This window comes from Stenotrophomonas sp., from assembly GCF_050737075.1.
GTDB lineage: Bacteria > Pseudomonadota > Gammaproteobacteria > Xanthomonadales > Xanthomonadaceae > Stenotrophomonas.
The window spans coordinates 1-16,208 of sequence record NZ_JBOHXV010000098.1 but is presented as its reverse complement, the minus strand read 5'-3'; the positions used below and the strand labels follow the sequence as shown (position 1 = coordinate 16,208).

The following is a 16,208-nucleotide window of genomic DNA, read 5'->3' as shown; positions in this document are numbered from 1 at the left end:
GCCCGGGGGCCGGCACTCCTGTTTATCGGCGCTGGTCGATCGGCACGAAGACCTGGTCTTCCGGGCCGGTGTAGTTGGCGCTGGGGCGGATGATCTTGCCGTCGATGCGCTGCTCGATGATGTGCGCGCTCCAGCCGGAGGTACGCGCGATCACGAACAGCGGGGTGAACATCGCCGTCGGCACGCCCATCATGTGGTAGCTGACCGCGCTGAACCAGTCCAGGTTCGGGAACATCTTCTTGATGTCCCACATCACCGATTCCAGGCGCTCGGCGATGTCGAACATCTTCAGGTTCTGCTGCTCGCTGGACAGCTCGCGCGCCACGTCCTTGATCACGTTGTTGCGCGGATCGCTGACGGTGTAGACGGGATGGCCGAAGCCGATCACCACTTCCTTGCGCTCCACGCGGGCCTTGATGTCGGCCTCGGCGTCGTCCGGGCTGTCGTAGCGCTTCTGCACTTCGAACGCCACTTCATTGGCGCCGCCATGCTTGGGGCCCCGCAGCGCGCCGATGCCACCGGTGATGCAGCTGTACATGTCGCTGCCGGTGCCGGCGATGACGCGGCAGGCGAACGTGGAGGCGTTGAACTCGTGTTCGGCGTACAGGATCAGCGAGGTGTGCATCGCCTTCACCCACGAATCCTGCGGCTTCTCGCCGTGCAGCAGGTGCAGGAAGTGGCCGCCGATCGAATCGTCGTCGGTCTCCACGTCAATGGCGCGGCCGTTGTGGCTCCAGTGGTACCAGTACAGCAGCATCGAGCCCAGGCAGGCCATCAGCTTGTCGGCGATGTCACGCGCGCCCGGGTGGTTGTGATCGTCCTTCTCCGGCGACACGCAGCCGAGCACGGACACACCGGTGCGCATCACGTCCATCGGGTGTGCCGACGGCGGCAGTTCTTCCAGTGCCGCCTTGACCGCGGCCGGAATGCCGCGCAGCGACTTCAGCTTGGCCTTGTAGGCGACCAGTTCGGCGCGGGTCGGCAGCTTGCCGTGCACCAGCAGGTGGGCGATTTCCTCGAACTCGCTGGTGTTGGCCAGGTCCAGGATGTCGTAGCCGCGGTAGTGCAGGTCGTTGCCGCTGCGGCCGACCGTGCACAGCGCGGTGTTGCCCGCAGCGGTGCCCGACAGGGCGACGGACTTCTTCGGCTTGAAGCCGGGGGCGGTGGTTGCTTCGCTCATGATCCCTCCAGAAAACAGTGGTGCGACGTTACTTCTTGGCGGCGAACAGCGCGTCGAGCTGCTGCTCGAAGGCGTGGTAGCCGATACGGTCGTACAGTTCCTCGCGCGTCTGCATGCTGTCCACCACGTTCTTCTGGTGGCCGTCGCGACGAATGGTCTCATAGACGTTCTCTGCGGCCTTGTTGGCGGCGCGGAACGCGGACAGCGGGAACAGCTGGATGGCCACGCCGGCCGAGGCCAGTTCATCGCGGCTGAACAGCGGGGTGGCGCCGAACTCGGTGATGTTGGCCAGCACCGGTACCTTCACGGCATCCACGAAACGGCGGTAGGTGCCCAGGTCATAGGCGGCCTCGGCGAAGATGCCGTCGGCACCGGCCTCGACGCAGGCGATGGCGCGCTCGATGGCGGCGTCCACGCCGTCCACCTGGATGGCGTCGGTACGCGCGATCAGGAAGAAGTCGGGGTCGGTCTTTGCGTCGGCGGCGGCCTTGACCCGGTCCACCATCTCGCCCTGGGTGACGATTTCCTTGCCCGGACGGTGGCCACAGCGCTTGGCACCCACCTGGTCCTCGATATGGCAGGCGGCGGCGCCGGCCTTGATCAGCGACTTCACGGTGCGCGCGATGTTGAACGCGCTGGGGCCGAAGCCGGTGTCGATGTCCACCATCAGCGGCAGGTCGCACACATCGGTGATGCGGCGCACATCGATCAGGACGTCTTCCAGGGTGTTGATGCCCAGGTCCGGCAGGCCCAGCGAACCGGCGGCAACGCCGCCGCCGGACAGGTAGATGGCCCGGTAGCCGGCGCGCTTGGCCAGCAGGGCGTGGTTGGCGTTGATCGCGCCGATCACCTGCAGCGGCGATTCGGCAGCCAGCGCGGCGCGGAAGCGGCCGCCGGCGGAGGAAACGGAGGAGCTCATGGGACATTCCATCGTGAGTGACGGGAGGACAGGCGCAAGGGCCGTGCCAAGTCGCAACTATCTGAATTCATTACGACACCGGCGTGGCAGGCATGTTTCATGCCACCCCAATGAAACACATGTAACATGGATGAAACCGAAACACTGAAACACGGCCATGTCGATCGTCCTGCCCCGTTCCCGCCCCCGCCTGCCCGACCCGGACCCGGGCCACCTGCCGGTGATCTGGACCGTCAGCGTGTCCCGGCTGACCGGCCTGCTCGGCGATGTGATCCCCGAGTTCGACCGCCGCGCCCGGATCGTGCCGATCAACCTCGGCTTCGAGGAGGCGGTGGATGTGATCGGCCAACGGCTGCGCCGCGAGCATTGCGATGTGGTGATTGCCGGCGGCTCGAACGCGGCCTATCTGCGCAGCCGGCTGGAGGTGCCGCTGGTGCCGATCCAGGCCAATGGCTTCGACCTGATGGAAGCGCTGGCCCGCGCACGCCGGATCGCACCGCGGATCGGGCTGGTCACCCATGCCACCGACGTGCCCACCTTCGGCAGCTTCCAGCACAGCTTCGGGCTGGACATCGAGCACCGCCGCTTCGTCACCCGCGAAGACGCCCGCGACTGCATCGCCGACATGCGCGCCAATGGCATCCAGGTGATCGTGGGCACCGGCATGGCGATCGACCACGCCGAGCAGGTCGGCCTGCCCGGGGTGCTGCTGTATTCGGCCGAGTCGGTGCGCCAGGCCTTCGAACACGCGCTGGAGCTGACCCAGACCCTGGCGCGCTCCGGTGTGGCGTCGCCGCGCCGTCGGCCGCCTGCGCGCCGCCACGAGGTCGACCGCACCCTGCTCGGCGACAGCCCGCTCATGCAGCAGGTGCGCGAGCGCATCGCGCTCTATGCGCCGCATGACAGCACCGTGCTGGTCACCGGCGCGACCGGCACCGGCAAGGAGCTGGTCGCGCGTGGGCTGCACGCCGCCAGCGGGCGCGCGGGGCGCTTTGTCGCGCTCAACTGCGGGGCCATCAGCGAATCGCTGCTGGAGGCGGAACTGTTCGGCTACACCGAAGGCGCGTTCACCGGTGCGCGCCGCGGCGGCCGGGTCGGCCTGGTCGAGGCGGCCGATGGCGGCACGCTGTTCCTGGACGAGATCGGTGAGCTGCCGATGCCGTTGCAGACCCGCCTGTTGCGGGTGCTGGAGGAGCGCGAAGTGCTGCGCGTCGGCGCGACCGAACCCACCGCGGTCGACGTACGCGTGGTCGCCGCCACCCTGCAGAGCCTGGAATCGCTGGTGGAGGCGCAGCGGTTCCGGCGCGACCTGTATTACCGCCTGGCCGCGCTGCGCATTGCCTTGCCGACCCTGCAGGCGCGTCAGCAGGACGTGCCGCAGCTGCTCACCCACTTCTTCCAGCAGCTCGGTCAACGCCCCTCGCCGCTGGATGCGGCAGCCACCCAGCGCCTGTGTGGCTACGCATGGCCGGGCAACGTGCGCGAGCTGCGCAACCTGGTCGACCGGCTGCGCATCCATTGGCCCCAGGACGCCGGCGCATTGCCGCTGCCGCAGCTGCTGCACTGGATGCCCGAGCTGGAGGCCGCCCCTGCAGCGCGGCTGCCTATGCAGGGCACTGCAGCCGCTGCCATCGCCATTTCGCCGCCACGTCCGGACAGCGACGCGCTGCGGCAGCTGCTGGCCGACTGCAACGGCAACCGGGAACAGGTGTGCGCGCGCCTGGGCATCTCGCGCACGACCCTGTGGCGGTGGTTGCGCGCGGACGTTTGAGCCGGGCGAGGTTTGCGCACGTCCCGGCGCGCGTTCCGCTGGTGCGGTCATTTCCGACCTGTCGGCCCTGCATCCTCTGACGTCATGGCCTAGGAACTTCCCAAACCTGCATTCCCCGCGCCACGTTCACGAACGGCGTGGGTGGCGCTGCGCGCCGGTACCGGCCGCCATTGCCGGCGCGATGGCTGGATCGGGCGCGATCCGACCCGGTCTGTCGATATATCCCGGTTTGCACCCTCATGGGGGCGCCATTCCCGCGCACGGACACCGGCGCGCTGCGCCTCGAACCAATAGGTCTGGTCGATTGAATTTAAGGGAATGCCCAAGGATGCGCGTCGTGCTGTTCAGCAGCCGCAACCACGAGTGAACCCAGCGCCGGGGAGGAGGCAGGCAAGGTGCTATCCCCCCGTACGTTCGCAGCTCGTCAACTCCCATCAGGACACGCTCATGCGCCCAGCCGCCGCCCCGGCCGCACTGCTTCTTGCCTATCGCCCGCTTTCCCGCCCCAACGCCACACTGCGCGACGCCCGCGTTCCCTGCGCACGACTGCCGTGCACCGGCATACTCAACAGCGCACCGACCGTTCCACGGTTACCGCCGCCCTTGCCCCGCATGTCGGTGCGCGCGCAGCCCGGCGTCCGCCCGGCACCGGCCAGCGCCGCACTGGAAGGACTGACCGCCCAGGTCTTCGCACTGCTCGAACAACTCGGCCCGGGCCAACCGGCCTCCTTTCATCGCGTCGCGGACGCCGTGGGCCGGGCCAAACCAACCGCGTTGAGCAGCGAGGACACGCAGGCACTGTTGCGCGCCATCAAGGCGCTCCCCGCCCGCCGGCAGCTTCCGCCCCGCCAGCAGATGCTGCGCGACGCGCTCTACGACCTCATCCGCGCCGCGCGCGCGGAGCGGATGCTGTGCGACCAGATTGCCCGCCACGGCCGGCGGCAGCAGGCCAATGAACGACCGGGCGCGCTGCGGGCCGCGACCAGCAGTGGCGTCGGCAGCGTGGTGCTGGGCCTGCCGTCGGCGGCGGAAGTCGGGCTTGGCGTAGGGGCACATCATGAAACCAGCACCAGCACCTTCGACGATCTGGCCGTGGCGACGGTCCACGCCACCACCGTGGTGGGGGAAGCCTCGGCACGCGCCGGGGTGGCGCCAGGCGTGGGCCTGCAGGCCAGCGTGGAGATTTCGTCCACCCAGGGCGAGGCGATCATCGCAGTGAGCATGCGCGACCACGTACACGGCCTTGCCCGCGCATCGGTTGCACGCCGGCTCGGTGGCAATGCGGCACAGCGCGCGCTCAAACGCCTGGCAGGGCACCGGCGCGACCGCTACGCCGAGCGCACCAGCCGGGCCGTGGCCTGGCAGCCTCGTGTACGCATGCTCCTGCGCAGCGCGGCCGCGACCGACGCGCTGGCCTTCGAGCGGCCTGCACCGCCCCCGCTGCTGGCCGAGTTGACCACCACCGGCGGCGCGGCCGCTGCCAGTGCCAGCTATGGTGTGGGCAGCCTCTCGTTGTCGGGTCAGGCCAGCCGCACCGACTTCATCACCGCGTTGCCGCTGCGGCTCACCGAGCTGGACCACGACGGCCGCCCGGCCACGGATGATCCGGCACTGCACGCGGCAGTGGAAACGCGCATGGCGACCTTGCTTGCCGTGGTTCCGCCGCGGTGCTCGCCCACGCTGATGCAGGTCCGCAGCGTCCGCGCAGAGGCCCTGCGCCCCCGCCTGGCCATGCGATTGAGTGCGGTGCACCAGTTGGACGCCGAGTTCCACCATCTCGAATCGCTCGCGCGCCATGCGCTGGCAGCACCGGCGCAGTGCCGCGCGCCGCTGGCCTCGCTGGCACGCGACTGGGGCCAGCCGTCCACGGCACGCGAGCCGCTGATGATCGCCATGCTGGACACCCTGGCCTGGCTGCAGGCCGCCGCCGAGCCACAGCGTGCCGACCACGCCGAGCACGCCGCATGGGCGCAGCTGCAGAAGGCCGCGCAGGCGGTGGCGGGGAAGATCCACGACAGCACGATCGTGCACGACCGCGCGCGCGTGCACCATGCAACGCATGCGTTCCGTGCCATGACCCAGCGCATTGCCACCCGGCGAGGCAACCTCGGGGTGTCGGCACAGCTGTTGCCACTGACCGCTGCTGCGCAGGTGTCACTGGCCCGGCACGACCGTGAAGATCCCGACCCGTTGCGCGCCGGCACATATCTGGAGCTGGCCCTCACTGCCCGAGTCACCGCCGATGTCGGCGGGATCCTGTCCCAGGTGCAGCAACGCCTGCCGCAGGAGTGGCGCGGCATGCCACTGGAGGAGCCGCAGCGACTGCTGCAGTCGATTGCGCCGCAGCTTACGACCAGCGGTAGCCTGCAGTGCCTGGTGCGCTTCTTCCAACCCGCCTTCCAGGCCGACCCCGCGTTTCCCGCCTCCGCCCGGGGCTCCCACCTGCAGGCCATCCGGCTGGGCATCGGCTCGGCGCATCAACTGGCGTTGACCGTGCCGCTGCCGGTGCTGCCCGGGCTGTCCTCCAGTCTCGCACTGAAACACACCCGCACCGCGCAGCGCACCCGGCACGAATGGCTGTGCGCCGGAACGCTGACCGGCACCCTGCTGCGCTATCGGTCGCTGTGCTCGAGCGCGGAGCCCGCGGCACGTACCTGGGCGCAGCTGGTGGCATCGCACGGAAGCGATCTGGATCGCCTGGCCGATGCACTGGCCGACCCCGCATCGGTACCTGCGCAGGAGGCCCGCTACTGGATCGAGCGCGGCACCGACCGTGACGACGCGCGTCCTGACCAGTGCGACAAACACCTCGCCGTGCTGGACGCCCTGCGCGAAGAGCGTGATATCGATCGGCGCCGGGCATGGCTGCATGCCGTGTTCGAACTGCTTTCCGAACGGGTCGGACGCGTCAAGGCAGCATCGCCGCTGATCGGCGCACCGGCGCTGTAGAACGTGCCGCTGATCGCACCGCTTCAAGGCTGAAACCGACGTAACGTGGCCGTGGATGTTCGGCATCCACGGCCACGCTGTCCCCGCGCCTCGTTCATCCATGGCGGCATCGCCGAGGCAAGCATGCGGCGTTGCCGCGCGGCCGCTTCGCGTCGCGTCATTGTCTGCATGTCGGGCGGAACACGCGGCGCTGCCGCACATTCCGCGCGCACCGCCGCACCCCTTGCAACCGCCCCCGCAATCCGCACGACATCGGCCTCGATCACTTCCTTCTATCGATTCGAATGGCGCAGCCAATGCGCTGTTCAGCCTTCGAAACCGTGAATGAATTTTTCAACTTCGATGCAATTTCATTACACCGCAGCGCTGCGTAGGTTTCAGCGGGCACCGGGTGTCGCTTGTCTTCCCCGGTGTACCTCCCCCACCCCGTCGAGATCACCATGCACCTGCGCCCCATCATCCATCCGCCCACACCGTCCGATGCTCCCCGCGTCGCCAGCGAGCGTCCGAGCGCAGCTCGCGCAACCCCGCATCGCAAGCGCCAGACGGCGGTCATTGCATCGTCGATCCCGCTGCGCCGGATGGATAACTCCAGCGCGCACGCAGCTGCTCCTTCGCTGCGCCTGGGCACCGCATGGATCGGCCCACAACCGGTCCAGCCGGCGGCCAACGCACCGCTGGCGACCGCCCCGATGGCCAGCGCGGACACGGCCATCGACGTGCTTGCAGCACAGATCCATGCGCTGCTGACCGCGTTGACCCCGCTGGAGAAGGACGGCTTCCGACGTGCCGTGCGCCTGTTGGACGCGTCCCGCGCCGACACGCTGACGCGACCGGCGCTGGCGGGCCTGCTGCGGGCACTGAAGGCATTGCCGGCTGCACCGGGGCTGCCGCCGCGGCAACAGATCCTGCGCGCCGCGCTGCGTGACGTCACACGCGCGGCGGACGCCGAGCTGATGTTGCAGGAACAGATTGGCCGCCATTGCCGCAGGCAATCGGCCAACACCCTCCCCGGGTCACAGACCGGCACCGACACCCGCGTCCGTGTCGGCGCCGCAGTCGGCATTCCACTGGCCTGCGCCGCGGATGTCGCGGTGGAGACAGGAACGCAGACCAGCATTACGACCGGTGAAGACCTCACCGTGGCGACCGTGCGCACCCACACCGTGCGGGGCGATGTCGCCGTGCAGGCAGGCGTCGCACCCGGCGTCGGCCTGGACGCGATGGCATCGGGCTACTACAGCCACGGCCATGCCGACATCACGGCATCGATGCGCACCCACGTGTTGGCGCTGGCGCATGCCTCGGTCGCGCGACGGCTGGGCGGGAACCGGCTGACGCGTGCGGCGAGGCAGCTGTTCGGTACGCACCGGGACCGCTACGCCGAGCGCGCCAGCCGGGCGCTGGCGTGGCAACCGCGGCTGCAGAAGCTGCAGGTGGTGCCTGCCAGCACCGCTGCCAAGGCGCCGTTGCCGTTCGCTACGCGCGCCGGTGCCCCGATCCAGGCGACGGCGACCACCGTCGGCGCTTCGCTGACGGCGGGCGTTGGGGCTGGCATCGGCCGGCTGAGCCTGTCGGGAGCGCTGACGCGCTCCACGTTCGTCGCCGCGCTTCCCACCCGCCTGACGACGCTGGACGACAGCGGTTCGTCGCCCGCCGGCCGTGCGGAGATCCGCGCCGCGCTGGCGCAGCGTATCGCACGATTGCTCGACGAGACGGGTCTGCGTTCACCGACCCTGCAACAGGTACGCGTGTTGCGCGCCACCGCAGGCGGTGACGCGGATCTGGCCGGGCGTCGGGCCGCCGTGGACCAGCTGCGCAGTGAGTTCGACCATCTCGAAGCACTGGCCCGTCACCACCTGGTGGCACCGCAGCAGGCGGCGCCGGTGCTGGGTTCGCTGTGCCGCGACTGGGGCAGCGCGGGCGTCGCGTGCGAACCGGTGATGATCGGCATGCTCGATACGCTGGCCTGGCTGCAGGCGGCGCCAACGCCGCCGCAAGGGAACGCCGACCACCGGTCCCGCTGGAGCGCGCTGCAGGAGGACGCGGCAGCGTTGGCCGGCCGCATCCATGACACGCAGCTTCCACATGACCGCCACCGGGTGCATCTGGCGACCCATGGCTTCCGCGACATGACCCAGCGGGTCACCACCCAGCGCGCCACGTTGGCACTGTCCGCCGCGGCGATGCCGGCCGGCGGTGCCGCCACGGTGTCCGTCGCGCGGCATGTGCGCGAGGATCCCGATCCCGTGCGCGCCGGTACCTACGTGGAAATCAGCCTGCGCATGGACGCGAGCACATCATCCGCTGCCCTCCTGGCCGAGATCCAGCGGCAGTGGCCGCAGGAGTGGGAGTCCCTGCCGGCGCCGGCACTGGAGCGCGCGCTGTCCAGCGTGTCGCCCCTGCTCACTGCCAGTGCGAACGTGCACTGCCTGGTGCGCCTGTTCCAGCCCGACTTCCAGCGCGACCCGGCGTTCCCCGAGGCGGCGCGCGGCCTGCACCTGCAGACCGTCCGGCTGTCCACCGGAACCACCCGCGCGTTCGGGATGACCGTGCCGCTGCCGCTGCTTCCGGGCGTGGCCCCCACGCTGGGGGTCAGCCACCGCCGGACCGGCCAGCACACGCGCGCCGAGCGGCTGTGCGACACCACGCTGACCGGTACGCTGCTGCGCTACCAGTCGCTGTGCACGAAGTCACGCAGCAACGCCGACACCTGGGCTGTCCTGCTGCAGTCGCACGGCGCCGATCTGGAGCGCCTGTGCCAGGCCCTGGCGCGGCCCGAGTCGGTACCGGCCCATGAAGCACGCTACTGGCTGCAACAGGGCGGCGCCGGATCGGAGGCGCTCGACGCGGTCGTGAAGGCAAGCGATGACGACGCACGACGCGAACGCCTGTTCGATCTGTTCGAAGCACTGGGCACCGGCACCACCCAGCACAAGGCGGCCTCGCCGCTGCTCGGCGCGCTGGCATTGCCTCAGGGGAACAGCAGCCGCTTGCTCCACCGCGCATCGGCATCGATCTCGTAGCACCAGCGCTCGTGCAGGCGGAACTGCGCGCCGTACCAGAACTCGATGCGACGCGGCACTACGCGCAGCCCACTCCAACCTTCCGGTCGCGGCACATCGCGGCCGGCAAAGCTGGATTCGGCCATGGCCACGCGCGCATCGAATTCTTCGCGCGAGGCCAAGGTGCGCGACTGCAGCGACGCCCACGCGCCGATCTGGCTCATGCGCGGGCGCGAAGCGAAGTAGGCATCGGCCTCGCTGTCGCTGACACGTTCCACACCGCCCTCGATACGCACCTGGATGCCCGCTTCACGCAGGCTGCGCCACAGGAACAGTAGCGCCGCCTGCGGGTTGGCCTGCAGCTCGCGGCCCTTGTGGCTGTCCAGGTGGGTGTAGAACACGAAACCCCGTTCGTCGAAGGCCTTGAGCAGTACCGTGCGTGCCGAGGGACCCCCGTTGCTGTCGGCGGTGGCCACGGTCATCGCGTTGGGTTCGAGTTCGGCACTGCCCTTGGCTTCTTCGTACAGGGCGGCAAAGGTCGACAGCGCTTCGGCGTAGAGATCGGTCATGGTTGGTTTCTTGCTGCTCGATTTGGGTTTATTGTCACCGCATGTCTGCTGCTGCGTACATGCCCCGCATGAAAGGATTCCCCGATGCACTGGTCGCGCAGGCGCTGGACGATGCGCTCGCCACGCCGGGCAGCGTGCCAGTATTGGCGATCAGTGGCCTGCAGGGGAGCGGCAAATCGACGCTGGCCGCCCAGGTCGTCGCGCTGGCCCGGCAGCGCGGTCTGCGCGCGGCCACGCTGTCCATCGACGATTTCTACCTGACCCGCGCCGAACGCCAGCGGCTGGCACGCCAGGTACATCCGCTGCTGCTCACCCGGGGCCCGCCGGGCACCCATGACCTGCCGCTCGCCCACGCGACCCTGGACGCGATCGCGGCACGCCAGCCGGTGGCGTTGCCACGCTTCGACAAGCTGGCTGACGAACGCGTGCCCCAGCAGGACTGGCAGCAGCTGACCGACGGGCTGGACCTGCTGGTGTTCGAGGGCTGGTTCCTGGGCACGCCGGCGCAGGCCGAGGAAGAGCTGACGATGCCGCTCAACGCCCTGGAACGCGATGCCGACGCCGATGGCCGCTGGCGCCACTGGTGCAACCAGGCGCTGGCCGAACACTACCCGGCCCTGTGGCAACGCTGCGACCGGCTGTGGTTCCTGCAGCCGCCGGATTTCGCCGTGGTGCCGCGCTGGCGCTGGCAGCAGGAACAGCACCTGCAGGCCGCCCAACCCGGGCGCAGCAGCATGAGCCGCCCCCAGCTGGAACGGTTCGTGCAGTACTACGAGCGGGTCAGCCGGCAGGCGCTGCGCACGCTGCCCACCCTGGCCGACCGGATCGTCGTGCTGGACGAGCAGCGCCAGGTGCTGGCCGCGCCCGTCTGAGGCCGGCACCACCGCGTGCTCAGCTGACCAGGAAGGTCACGCGCAGGTTGACGCGCCACTCCTTGATGTTGCCCTCCCCATCGGTGACCACCTTGGTCTCGTTGATCCAGGCGCCCTGGATGCCCTTGACGGTTTCGGACACCTTCTTCAGTCCACTGCGCACCGCGTCCTCGACGCTGGTGCTGGACGAGGCGTTGATCTCGATGATCTTGGCGACCGACATGGGATGCTCCGGCTGCGCGCGGGACATTCCGCGCCGCCTGATGGTGCGCCCGCGCGCGTAAAGGCGCCGACACGGAGGTGTTAGCATCTTGGGTAATGAATCCCGCTCCGAATCTGATCCTGATTGGCCCGATGGGCGCCGGCAAAACCTGCATCGGGCGCCGCCTCGCCGAGCGCTTCACGCTGGACTTCGTCGACGCCGACCAGGCCATCGTCGATACCACCGGCGCGACCATTCCGGCCATCTTCGAGCATTCCGGGGAAGCCGGCTTCCGCCAGCACGAACGCCGGGTCCTGCACGACCTGCTGGCCGGGACCGGGCAGCTGGTGTCCACCGGCGGCGGCGCGGTGCTGGACCCCGGCAACCGCGAGGTCATCGCCCGCCGCGGGTTCGTGGTGTACCTGCGGGTCAGCGTACCGGCGCAGCTGGAACGGCTGGCGCGCGACCGCGGCCGCCCGCTGCTGCAGCGGCCCGATCGCGAAGCGGTACTGCACGCGATGGCCGCCGCCCGCGACCCGCTTTACCACGGCCTGGCCGACCTTACCCTCGACACCGATCTCTACACGCCCGCCGAGGCCACCGCGCAGCTGGTGCTGCGGGTGGCCGCGCAATGGCAGCGACTGGACACTTCCGCATGACCCCCGCCCCCCGCACTGTCGCCGTCGGCGGCGATACCCCCTACACCATCCACATCGGCCCGGGCCTGCTTGCCCGTGGTGACCTGCTGGCGCGCCACGTGCGCGGCCGCCATGTGCTGCTGCTCAGCGATTCCTCGGTGGCGCCGCTGTACCTGGCCGGGGTGAAGCAGGCGCTGCTCACCGAGCGTCCCGACCTGCAGGTGGGCGAACTGGTCCTGCCCGCCGGCGAGGCCTCCAAGACCCTGGCCAACTTCGGCGCGGCGATCACCGCGCTGGCCGCACTGGGCGCCACCCGCGACGCCTGCGTCATGGCACTCGGCGGCGGCGTCGCCGGCGACCTGGCCGGGTTTGCCGCGGCCTGCTGGATGCGCGGGGTGGACTGCGTGCAGCTGCCGACCTCGCTGCTGGCCATGGTTGACTCGTCGGTGGGCGGCAAGACCGCCGTGGATATCCCCGAAGGCAAGAACCTGGTGGGCGCGTTCCATCCGCCGCGCGCGGTGATCGCCGATACCGCGGCCCTGCGCACGCTGCCGCCGCGCGAGCTGCGGGCGGGGCTGGCCGAGGTGATCAAGTACGGCGCCATCCGCGACCCGCTGTTCTTCCAGTGGCTGCAGGCCGAGCATGCCGCCCTGCTGGCCGGCGACGATGCCGCGCTGGCCCAGGCCATCGCGCGCAGCTGCGAGCACAAGGCCGAGATCGTCGCGCGCGATCCGCTCGAGCGTGGCGAGCGCGCATTGTTGAACCTGGGCCACACCTTCGGCCACGCCATCGAAACGGAACAGGGCTACGGCGCCCCGGGCAACGACAACCTCAATCATGGCGAAGCGGTCGCGGTCGGCATGGTGCTGGCCGCACGCCTGTCGGCCCAGCTCGGCATGAGCCACGACGACGACACCACCCGCCTGCGCGACCTGCTGCTGCGCTATGAACTGCCGGTAGAGATTCCCGCCGGGCTGGCCCCCGAAGCGCTGCTGGGGCGGATGCGGCTGGACAAGAAGAACGTGGCCGGCCGCCTGCGCCTGGTGCTGTGGCAGGGCATTGGCCGTGCCGAGGTGGTGGCCGACGTCGACGAAGCGGACGTCCTGCGCGTGCTCGGCGCAGGCTGACCTGCGACCGTTGGCCGCAGGCGGGCACCGCGGCGGTCACGGCCGCCACGCCGGTTCGCGGCTACAATCGCCGGCATGCGTGTCTTCCTGCAACAACTGCCCGGCGGCGCCGACCCGGCCCGCTATCTCCAGCTGACCCTGCAACCGGACCTGTTCGGTGGCTGGGAGCTGCTGCGCGAGTCGGGCGTGGTCGGCGGCGCGTCCAAGCTGCGCCGCGAACTGTTCCTGCAGGTTGAAGAGGCGTACAGCGCGTTCGAGAAGGCGCGCGACGCCGAGCTGAAGCGCGGCTACCAGATCACCTACACCAGCGGCGTGCCACCGCGCTGAACCGCCACCCGATTCCAAGGAAGCATCCCGTGACCAGCCCCTCCCGCCACGATCGCCTGCTGCGCGCCCTGCGCCGCGAACCGGTGGACTGCACCCCCGTCTGGCTGATGCGCCAGGCCGGCCGCTACCTGCCGGAATACCGCGCCACCCGCGCCAAGGCCGGCAGCTTCCTGGCCATGGCCAAGAACCCCGACATCGCCTGCGAAGTGACCCTGCAGCCGCTGCGCCGCTTCGACCTGGACGCCGCGATCCTGTTCTCGGACATCCTGACCATTCCCGATGCGATGGGGCTGGAGCTGTACTTCGTCGAGGGCGAAGGCCCGAAGTTCCGCCACCCGGTGCGCGATACCGCCGCGATCGCCCGCCTGGCCGTGCCGGACATGGAAACCGAGCTGCGCTACGTGATGGACGCCGTGCGCCTGATCCGTCGCGAACTGGACGGTTCGGTGCCGCTGATCGGCTTCTCCGGCAGCCCGTGGACGCTGGCCTGCTACATGATCGAAGGCGGCGGCAGCAAGGACTTCGCCCGCATCAAGGCCATGGCGCTCAACGAGCCGGCCGCCCTGCACCAGCTGCTGTCGGTGGTGACCGATGCCGTGGTGGCCTACCTCGCCGCACAGCGCGCGGCCGGCGCGCAGGTGCTGCAGGTGTTCGACACCTGGGGCGGCGTGCTCGGCCCGGCGATGTACCGCGAGTTCTCGCTGCGCTACCTGACCCGCATCGCGCGTGAGCTCGAGCGTGGCGAAGGCGGGCAACGCACGCCGCTGATCCTGTTCGGCAAGGGTACCGGCCTGCACCTGGCCGACCTGGCCGATACCGGCGCCGACGCGCTGGGCGTGGACTGGACGCTGGACCTGGAAGACGCCGTGGCCCGCACCGGCGGCCGCGTCGCGCTGCAGGGCAACCTGGACCCGGCCACGCTGTACGGCAACCCGCAAGCCATTGAACGCGCCGCCGGCCAGGTACTGGACAGCTACGCCCGCGGCAACGGTGGTTCGCGCGAGGGGCATGTGTTCAACCTCGGCCACGGCATGTCGCCGGACATGAATCCGGAACACGTGCAGGTGCTGGTGGAGGCGGTGCACCGGTTGAGCGCACGCTGACAACGTTGGCGCGTTGCCGCGCCAGCCGCGTTTTGCCGGAACGGTTCATTGCCGCGTATTGACCGCACCCTGACCTGACATCGGCGATCATATGCACCTCGTTGATGAAGGTGCATACGATGACGACGCCCAGCTACGCCTCGTTCCGGCCCCTGTTGTGGCTGGTATCGCTGGCGATCTTCATGCAGTTGCTGGATTCGACCATCGTCAACACCGCCCTTCCGGCGATGGCACGCAGCCTGGGTGAGAGCCCGCTGCAGATGCAGTCGGTGGTGTTCAGCTATGCCTTGGCAGTGGCGACCTTCATCCCCGCCTCCGGCTGGATCGCCGACCGCTTCGGCACGCGGCGCACCTTCCTGGCCGCCATCATCCTGTTCACGCTCGGCTCGCTGGCCTGCGCGCTCGCGCAGACCCTGCACCAGCTGGTGGCCGCGCGCGTGCTGCAGGGCGTGGGCGTGGGCGGCGCGATGCTGCTGCCGGTGGGCCGGCTGGCGGTGATGCGCTCGGTCTCGCGCGAACAGTTCCTGCGCGCCATGAGCTTCATTGCGATCCCCGCCCTGGTCGGCCCGCTGATCGGCCCTACCCTGGGCGGCTGGCTGGTCGAAGTCGCCACGTGGCACTGGGTGTTCCTGATCAACCTGCCGATCGGTGTCATCGGCTACATCGCGGCATTGAAGATCATGCCCGACCACTACGCCGAACACCGCACCCGCTTCGACATCGCCGGGTATCTGATGCTGGCCTTCGGCATGGTCGTGCTGTCGCTGGCGCTGGACGGCATTTCCGGCATGGCCACGCCGCACGCGCTGGTGATGCTGATGACCGTGGCTGGTTTGGCCGCCCTGGTGGGCTACTGGCTGCATGCGGCCAACTCCACCGTGCCGCTGTTCTCATTGGCGTTGTTCCACGTGCCCAGCTACCGCATCGGCATTCTCGGCAATCTGTTCTCGCGCATCGGCAGCAGTGCCATGCCGCTGCTGATCCCGCTGCTGCTGCAGGTGGGCATGGGCATGAGCCCGATGAATGCCGGCCTGCTGATGATTCCGGTCGCCGCCGCCGGCATGTTGTCCAAGCGCTACGCGGTGAAGCTGGTCGAACGCTTCGGTTACCGCCGCGTGCTCATGGTCAACACCGTGCTGGTCGGGGTGACCATGGCCAGCTTCATCTTCATGGTGCCAGGCCAGCCCATGTGGCTGCGCGTGCTGCAGCTGGCCGTGTTCGGCGCGGTCAACTCGCTGCAGTTCACCGTCATGAACACCGTGACCCTGCGCGATCTTGATCGCGACTTCGCCAGCTCCGGCAACAGCCTGCTGTCGATGGTGATGATGCTGGCCACCGGCTTCGGCGCCGCTGCCGCCGGCAGCCTGCTGGCCGCCTTCCAGCACCTGGACACCCTGCACGGCGCCACCGCCGCGCTGCACGCCACCTTCGTCTGCGTCGGCGCGATCACCCTGACCTCCACCGTCATCTTCTGGCAGCTCCCCGACACCCGCCCCTCCCCGCGCGAGGTGGAGGAAGTCGCGGAATAGCCGGCGCAGCCGGCTAT

Annotated in this window: 13 protein-coding genes; 9 read left to right on the top strand and 4 right to left on the bottom strand. The window is 69.5% G+C overall.

Annotated elements, in window-relative coordinates:
* Positions 1-22: 22 nt before the first annotated feature.
* Both prpC and prpB read right to left on the bottom strand, forming a co-directional pair.
* Positions 23-1,180 (bottom strand): bifunctional 2-methylcitrate synthase/citrate synthase, encoded by a 1,158-nt coding sequence (prpC, locus tag ACREPD_RS18445; RefSeq protein ID WP_431600669.1) that lies wholly within the window; start codon positions 1,178-1,180, stop codon positions 23-25.
* Positions 1,181-1,208: 28 nt separating this feature from the next.
* Positions 1,209-2,099: a methylisocitrate lyase gene (prpB, locus tag ACREPD_RS18440; protein WP_421569454.1), complete on the bottom strand. Its 891-nt coding sequence runs from the start codon at positions 2,097-2,099 to the stop codon at positions 1,209-1,211.
* 157 nt (positions 2,100-2,256) lie between these two features.
* Between prpB and prpR the strand changes: the two genes are divergently transcribed.
* The 3 genes from prpR (at position 2,257) to ACREPD_RS18425 (ending at position 9,845) form a co-directional block, all read left to right on the top strand.
* Positions 2,257-3,870: a propionate catabolism operon regulatory protein PrpR gene (gene prpR, locus ACREPD_RS18435; RefSeq protein ID WP_431600668.1), complete on the top strand. Its 1,614-nt coding sequence runs from the start codon at positions 2,257-2,259 to the stop codon at positions 3,868-3,870.
* Between the two features lie 603 nt (positions 3,871-4,473).
* Complete coding sequence (locus ACREPD_RS18430) at positions 4,474-6,819, top strand: hypothetical protein (RefSeq protein WP_431600667.1); 2,346 nt, start codon at positions 4,474-4,476, stop codon at positions 6,817-6,819.
* 440 nt (positions 6,820-7,259) lie between these two features.
* A complete protein-coding gene (locus ACREPD_RS18425; protein ID WP_431600666.1) occupies positions 7,260-9,845 on the top strand; it encodes a hypothetical protein in 2,586 nt (861 codons plus the stop codon).
* On the opposite strand, the gene pdxH is transcribed toward ACREPD_RS18425, so the two are convergent.
* Complete coding sequence (gene pdxH, locus ACREPD_RS18420; RefSeq protein WP_431600665.1) at positions 9,794-10,393, bottom strand: pyridoxamine 5'-phosphate oxidase; 600 nt, start codon at positions 10,391-10,393, stop codon at positions 9,794-9,796. The two genes, ACREPD_RS18425 and pdxH, sit on opposite strands and share 52 nt — an antisense overlap.
* Before the next feature lie 41 nt (positions 10,394-10,434).
* Here pdxH and ACREPD_RS18415 point away from each other — a divergent pair, with 41 nt between their 5' ends.
* Positions 10,435-11,265, top strand: a complete 831-nt coding sequence (locus ACREPD_RS18415) for a kinase (protein ID WP_431600664.1) — start codon at positions 10,435-10,437, stop codon at positions 11,263-11,265.
* A gap of 19 nt (positions 11,266-11,284) precedes the next feature.
* Here ACREPD_RS18415 and ACREPD_RS18410 read toward each other — a convergent pair whose 3' ends face one another.
* On the bottom strand, positions 11,285-11,488 hold the full coding sequence (locus ACREPD_RS18410; protein ID WP_421569462.1) for a dodecin family protein: 204 nt from the start codon (positions 11,486-11,488) through the stop codon (positions 11,285-11,287).
* A gap of 95 nt (positions 11,489-11,583) precedes the next feature.
* On the opposite strand from ACREPD_RS18410, the gene ACREPD_RS18405 reads away from it, so the two are divergent.
* The 5 genes from ACREPD_RS18405 (at position 11,584) to mdtD (ending at position 16,191) form a co-directional block, all read left to right on the top strand.
* Positions 11,584-12,126, top strand: coding sequence for a shikimate kinase (locus tag ACREPD_RS18405; RefSeq protein ID WP_431600663.1), 543 nt, complete (start codon positions 11,584-11,586; stop codon positions 12,124-12,126).
* Positions 12,123-13,232 carry a 3-dehydroquinate synthase gene (aroB, locus tag ACREPD_RS18400; protein WP_431600662.1) on the top strand — a complete coding sequence of 370 codons (1,110 nt, stop codon included), beginning with the start codon at positions 12,123-12,125 and terminating at the stop codon, positions 13,230-13,232. The genes ACREPD_RS18405 and aroB overlap by 4 nt, the downstream gene beginning before the upstream one ends.
* 75 nt (positions 13,233-13,307) lie before the next feature.
* Positions 13,308-13,559, top strand: a complete 252-nt coding sequence (locus ACREPD_RS18395; protein WP_431600661.1) for a WGR domain-containing protein — start codon at positions 13,308-13,310, stop codon at positions 13,557-13,559.
* A 29-nt stretch (positions 13,560-13,588) separates the two neighbouring features.
* The gene (gene hemE / locus ACREPD_RS18390; RefSeq protein WP_431600660.1) at positions 13,589-14,662 is read left to right on the top strand and encodes a uroporphyrinogen decarboxylase; all 1,074 of its coding nucleotides are present in this window, start codon (positions 13,589-13,591) and stop codon (positions 14,660-14,662) included.
* Positions 14,663-14,781: 119 nt separating this feature from the next.
* Positions 14,782-16,191 carry a multidrug transporter subunit MdtD gene (gene mdtD / locus ACREPD_RS18385; RefSeq protein ID WP_431600659.1) on the top strand — a complete coding sequence of 470 codons (1,410 nt, stop codon included), beginning with the start codon at positions 14,782-14,784 and terminating at the stop codon, positions 16,189-16,191.
* Positions 16,192-16,208: the final 17 nt, after the last annotated feature.

Coding starts and splice junctions, on each gene's coding strand:
- prpC (WP_431600669.1), bottom strand. CDS start 1,180: ATGAGCGAAGCAACCACCGCCCCCGGCTTCAAGCCGAAGAAGTCCGTC.
- prpB (WP_421569454.1), bottom strand. CDS start 2,099: ATGAGCTCCTCCGTTTCCTCCGCCGGCGGCCGCTTCCGCGCCGCGCTG.
- prpR (WP_431600668.1), top strand. CDS start 2,257: ATGTCGATCGTCCTGCCCCGTTCCCGCCCCCGCCTGCCCGACCCGGAC.
- ACREPD_RS18425 (WP_431600666.1), top strand. CDS start 7,260: ATGCACCTGCGCCCCATCATCCATCCGCCCACACCGTCCGATGCTCCC.
- pdxH (WP_431600665.1), bottom strand. CDS start 10,393: ATGACCGATCTCTACGCCGAAGCGCTGTCGACCTTTGCCGCCCTGTAC.
- ACREPD_RS18415 (WP_431600664.1), top strand. CDS start 10,435: ATGTCTGCTGCTGCGTACATGCCCCGCATGAAAGGATTCCCCGATGCA.
- ACREPD_RS18410 (WP_421569462.1), bottom strand. CDS start 11,488: ATGTCGGTCGCCAAGATCATCGAGATCAACGCCTCGTCCAGCACCAGC.
- ACREPD_RS18405 (WP_431600663.1), top strand. CDS start 11,584: ATGAATCCCGCTCCGAATCTGATCCTGATTGGCCCGATGGGCGCCGGC.
- aroB (WP_431600662.1), top strand. CDS start 12,123: ATGACCCCCGCCCCCCGCACTGTCGCCGTCGGCGGCGATACCCCCTAC.
- ACREPD_RS18395 (WP_431600661.1), top strand. CDS start 13,308: ATGCGTGTCTTCCTGCAACAACTGCCCGGCGGCGCCGACCCGGCCCGC.
- mdtD (WP_431600659.1), top strand. CDS start 14,782: ATGACGACGCCCAGCTACGCCTCGTTCCGGCCCCTGTTGTGGCTGGTA.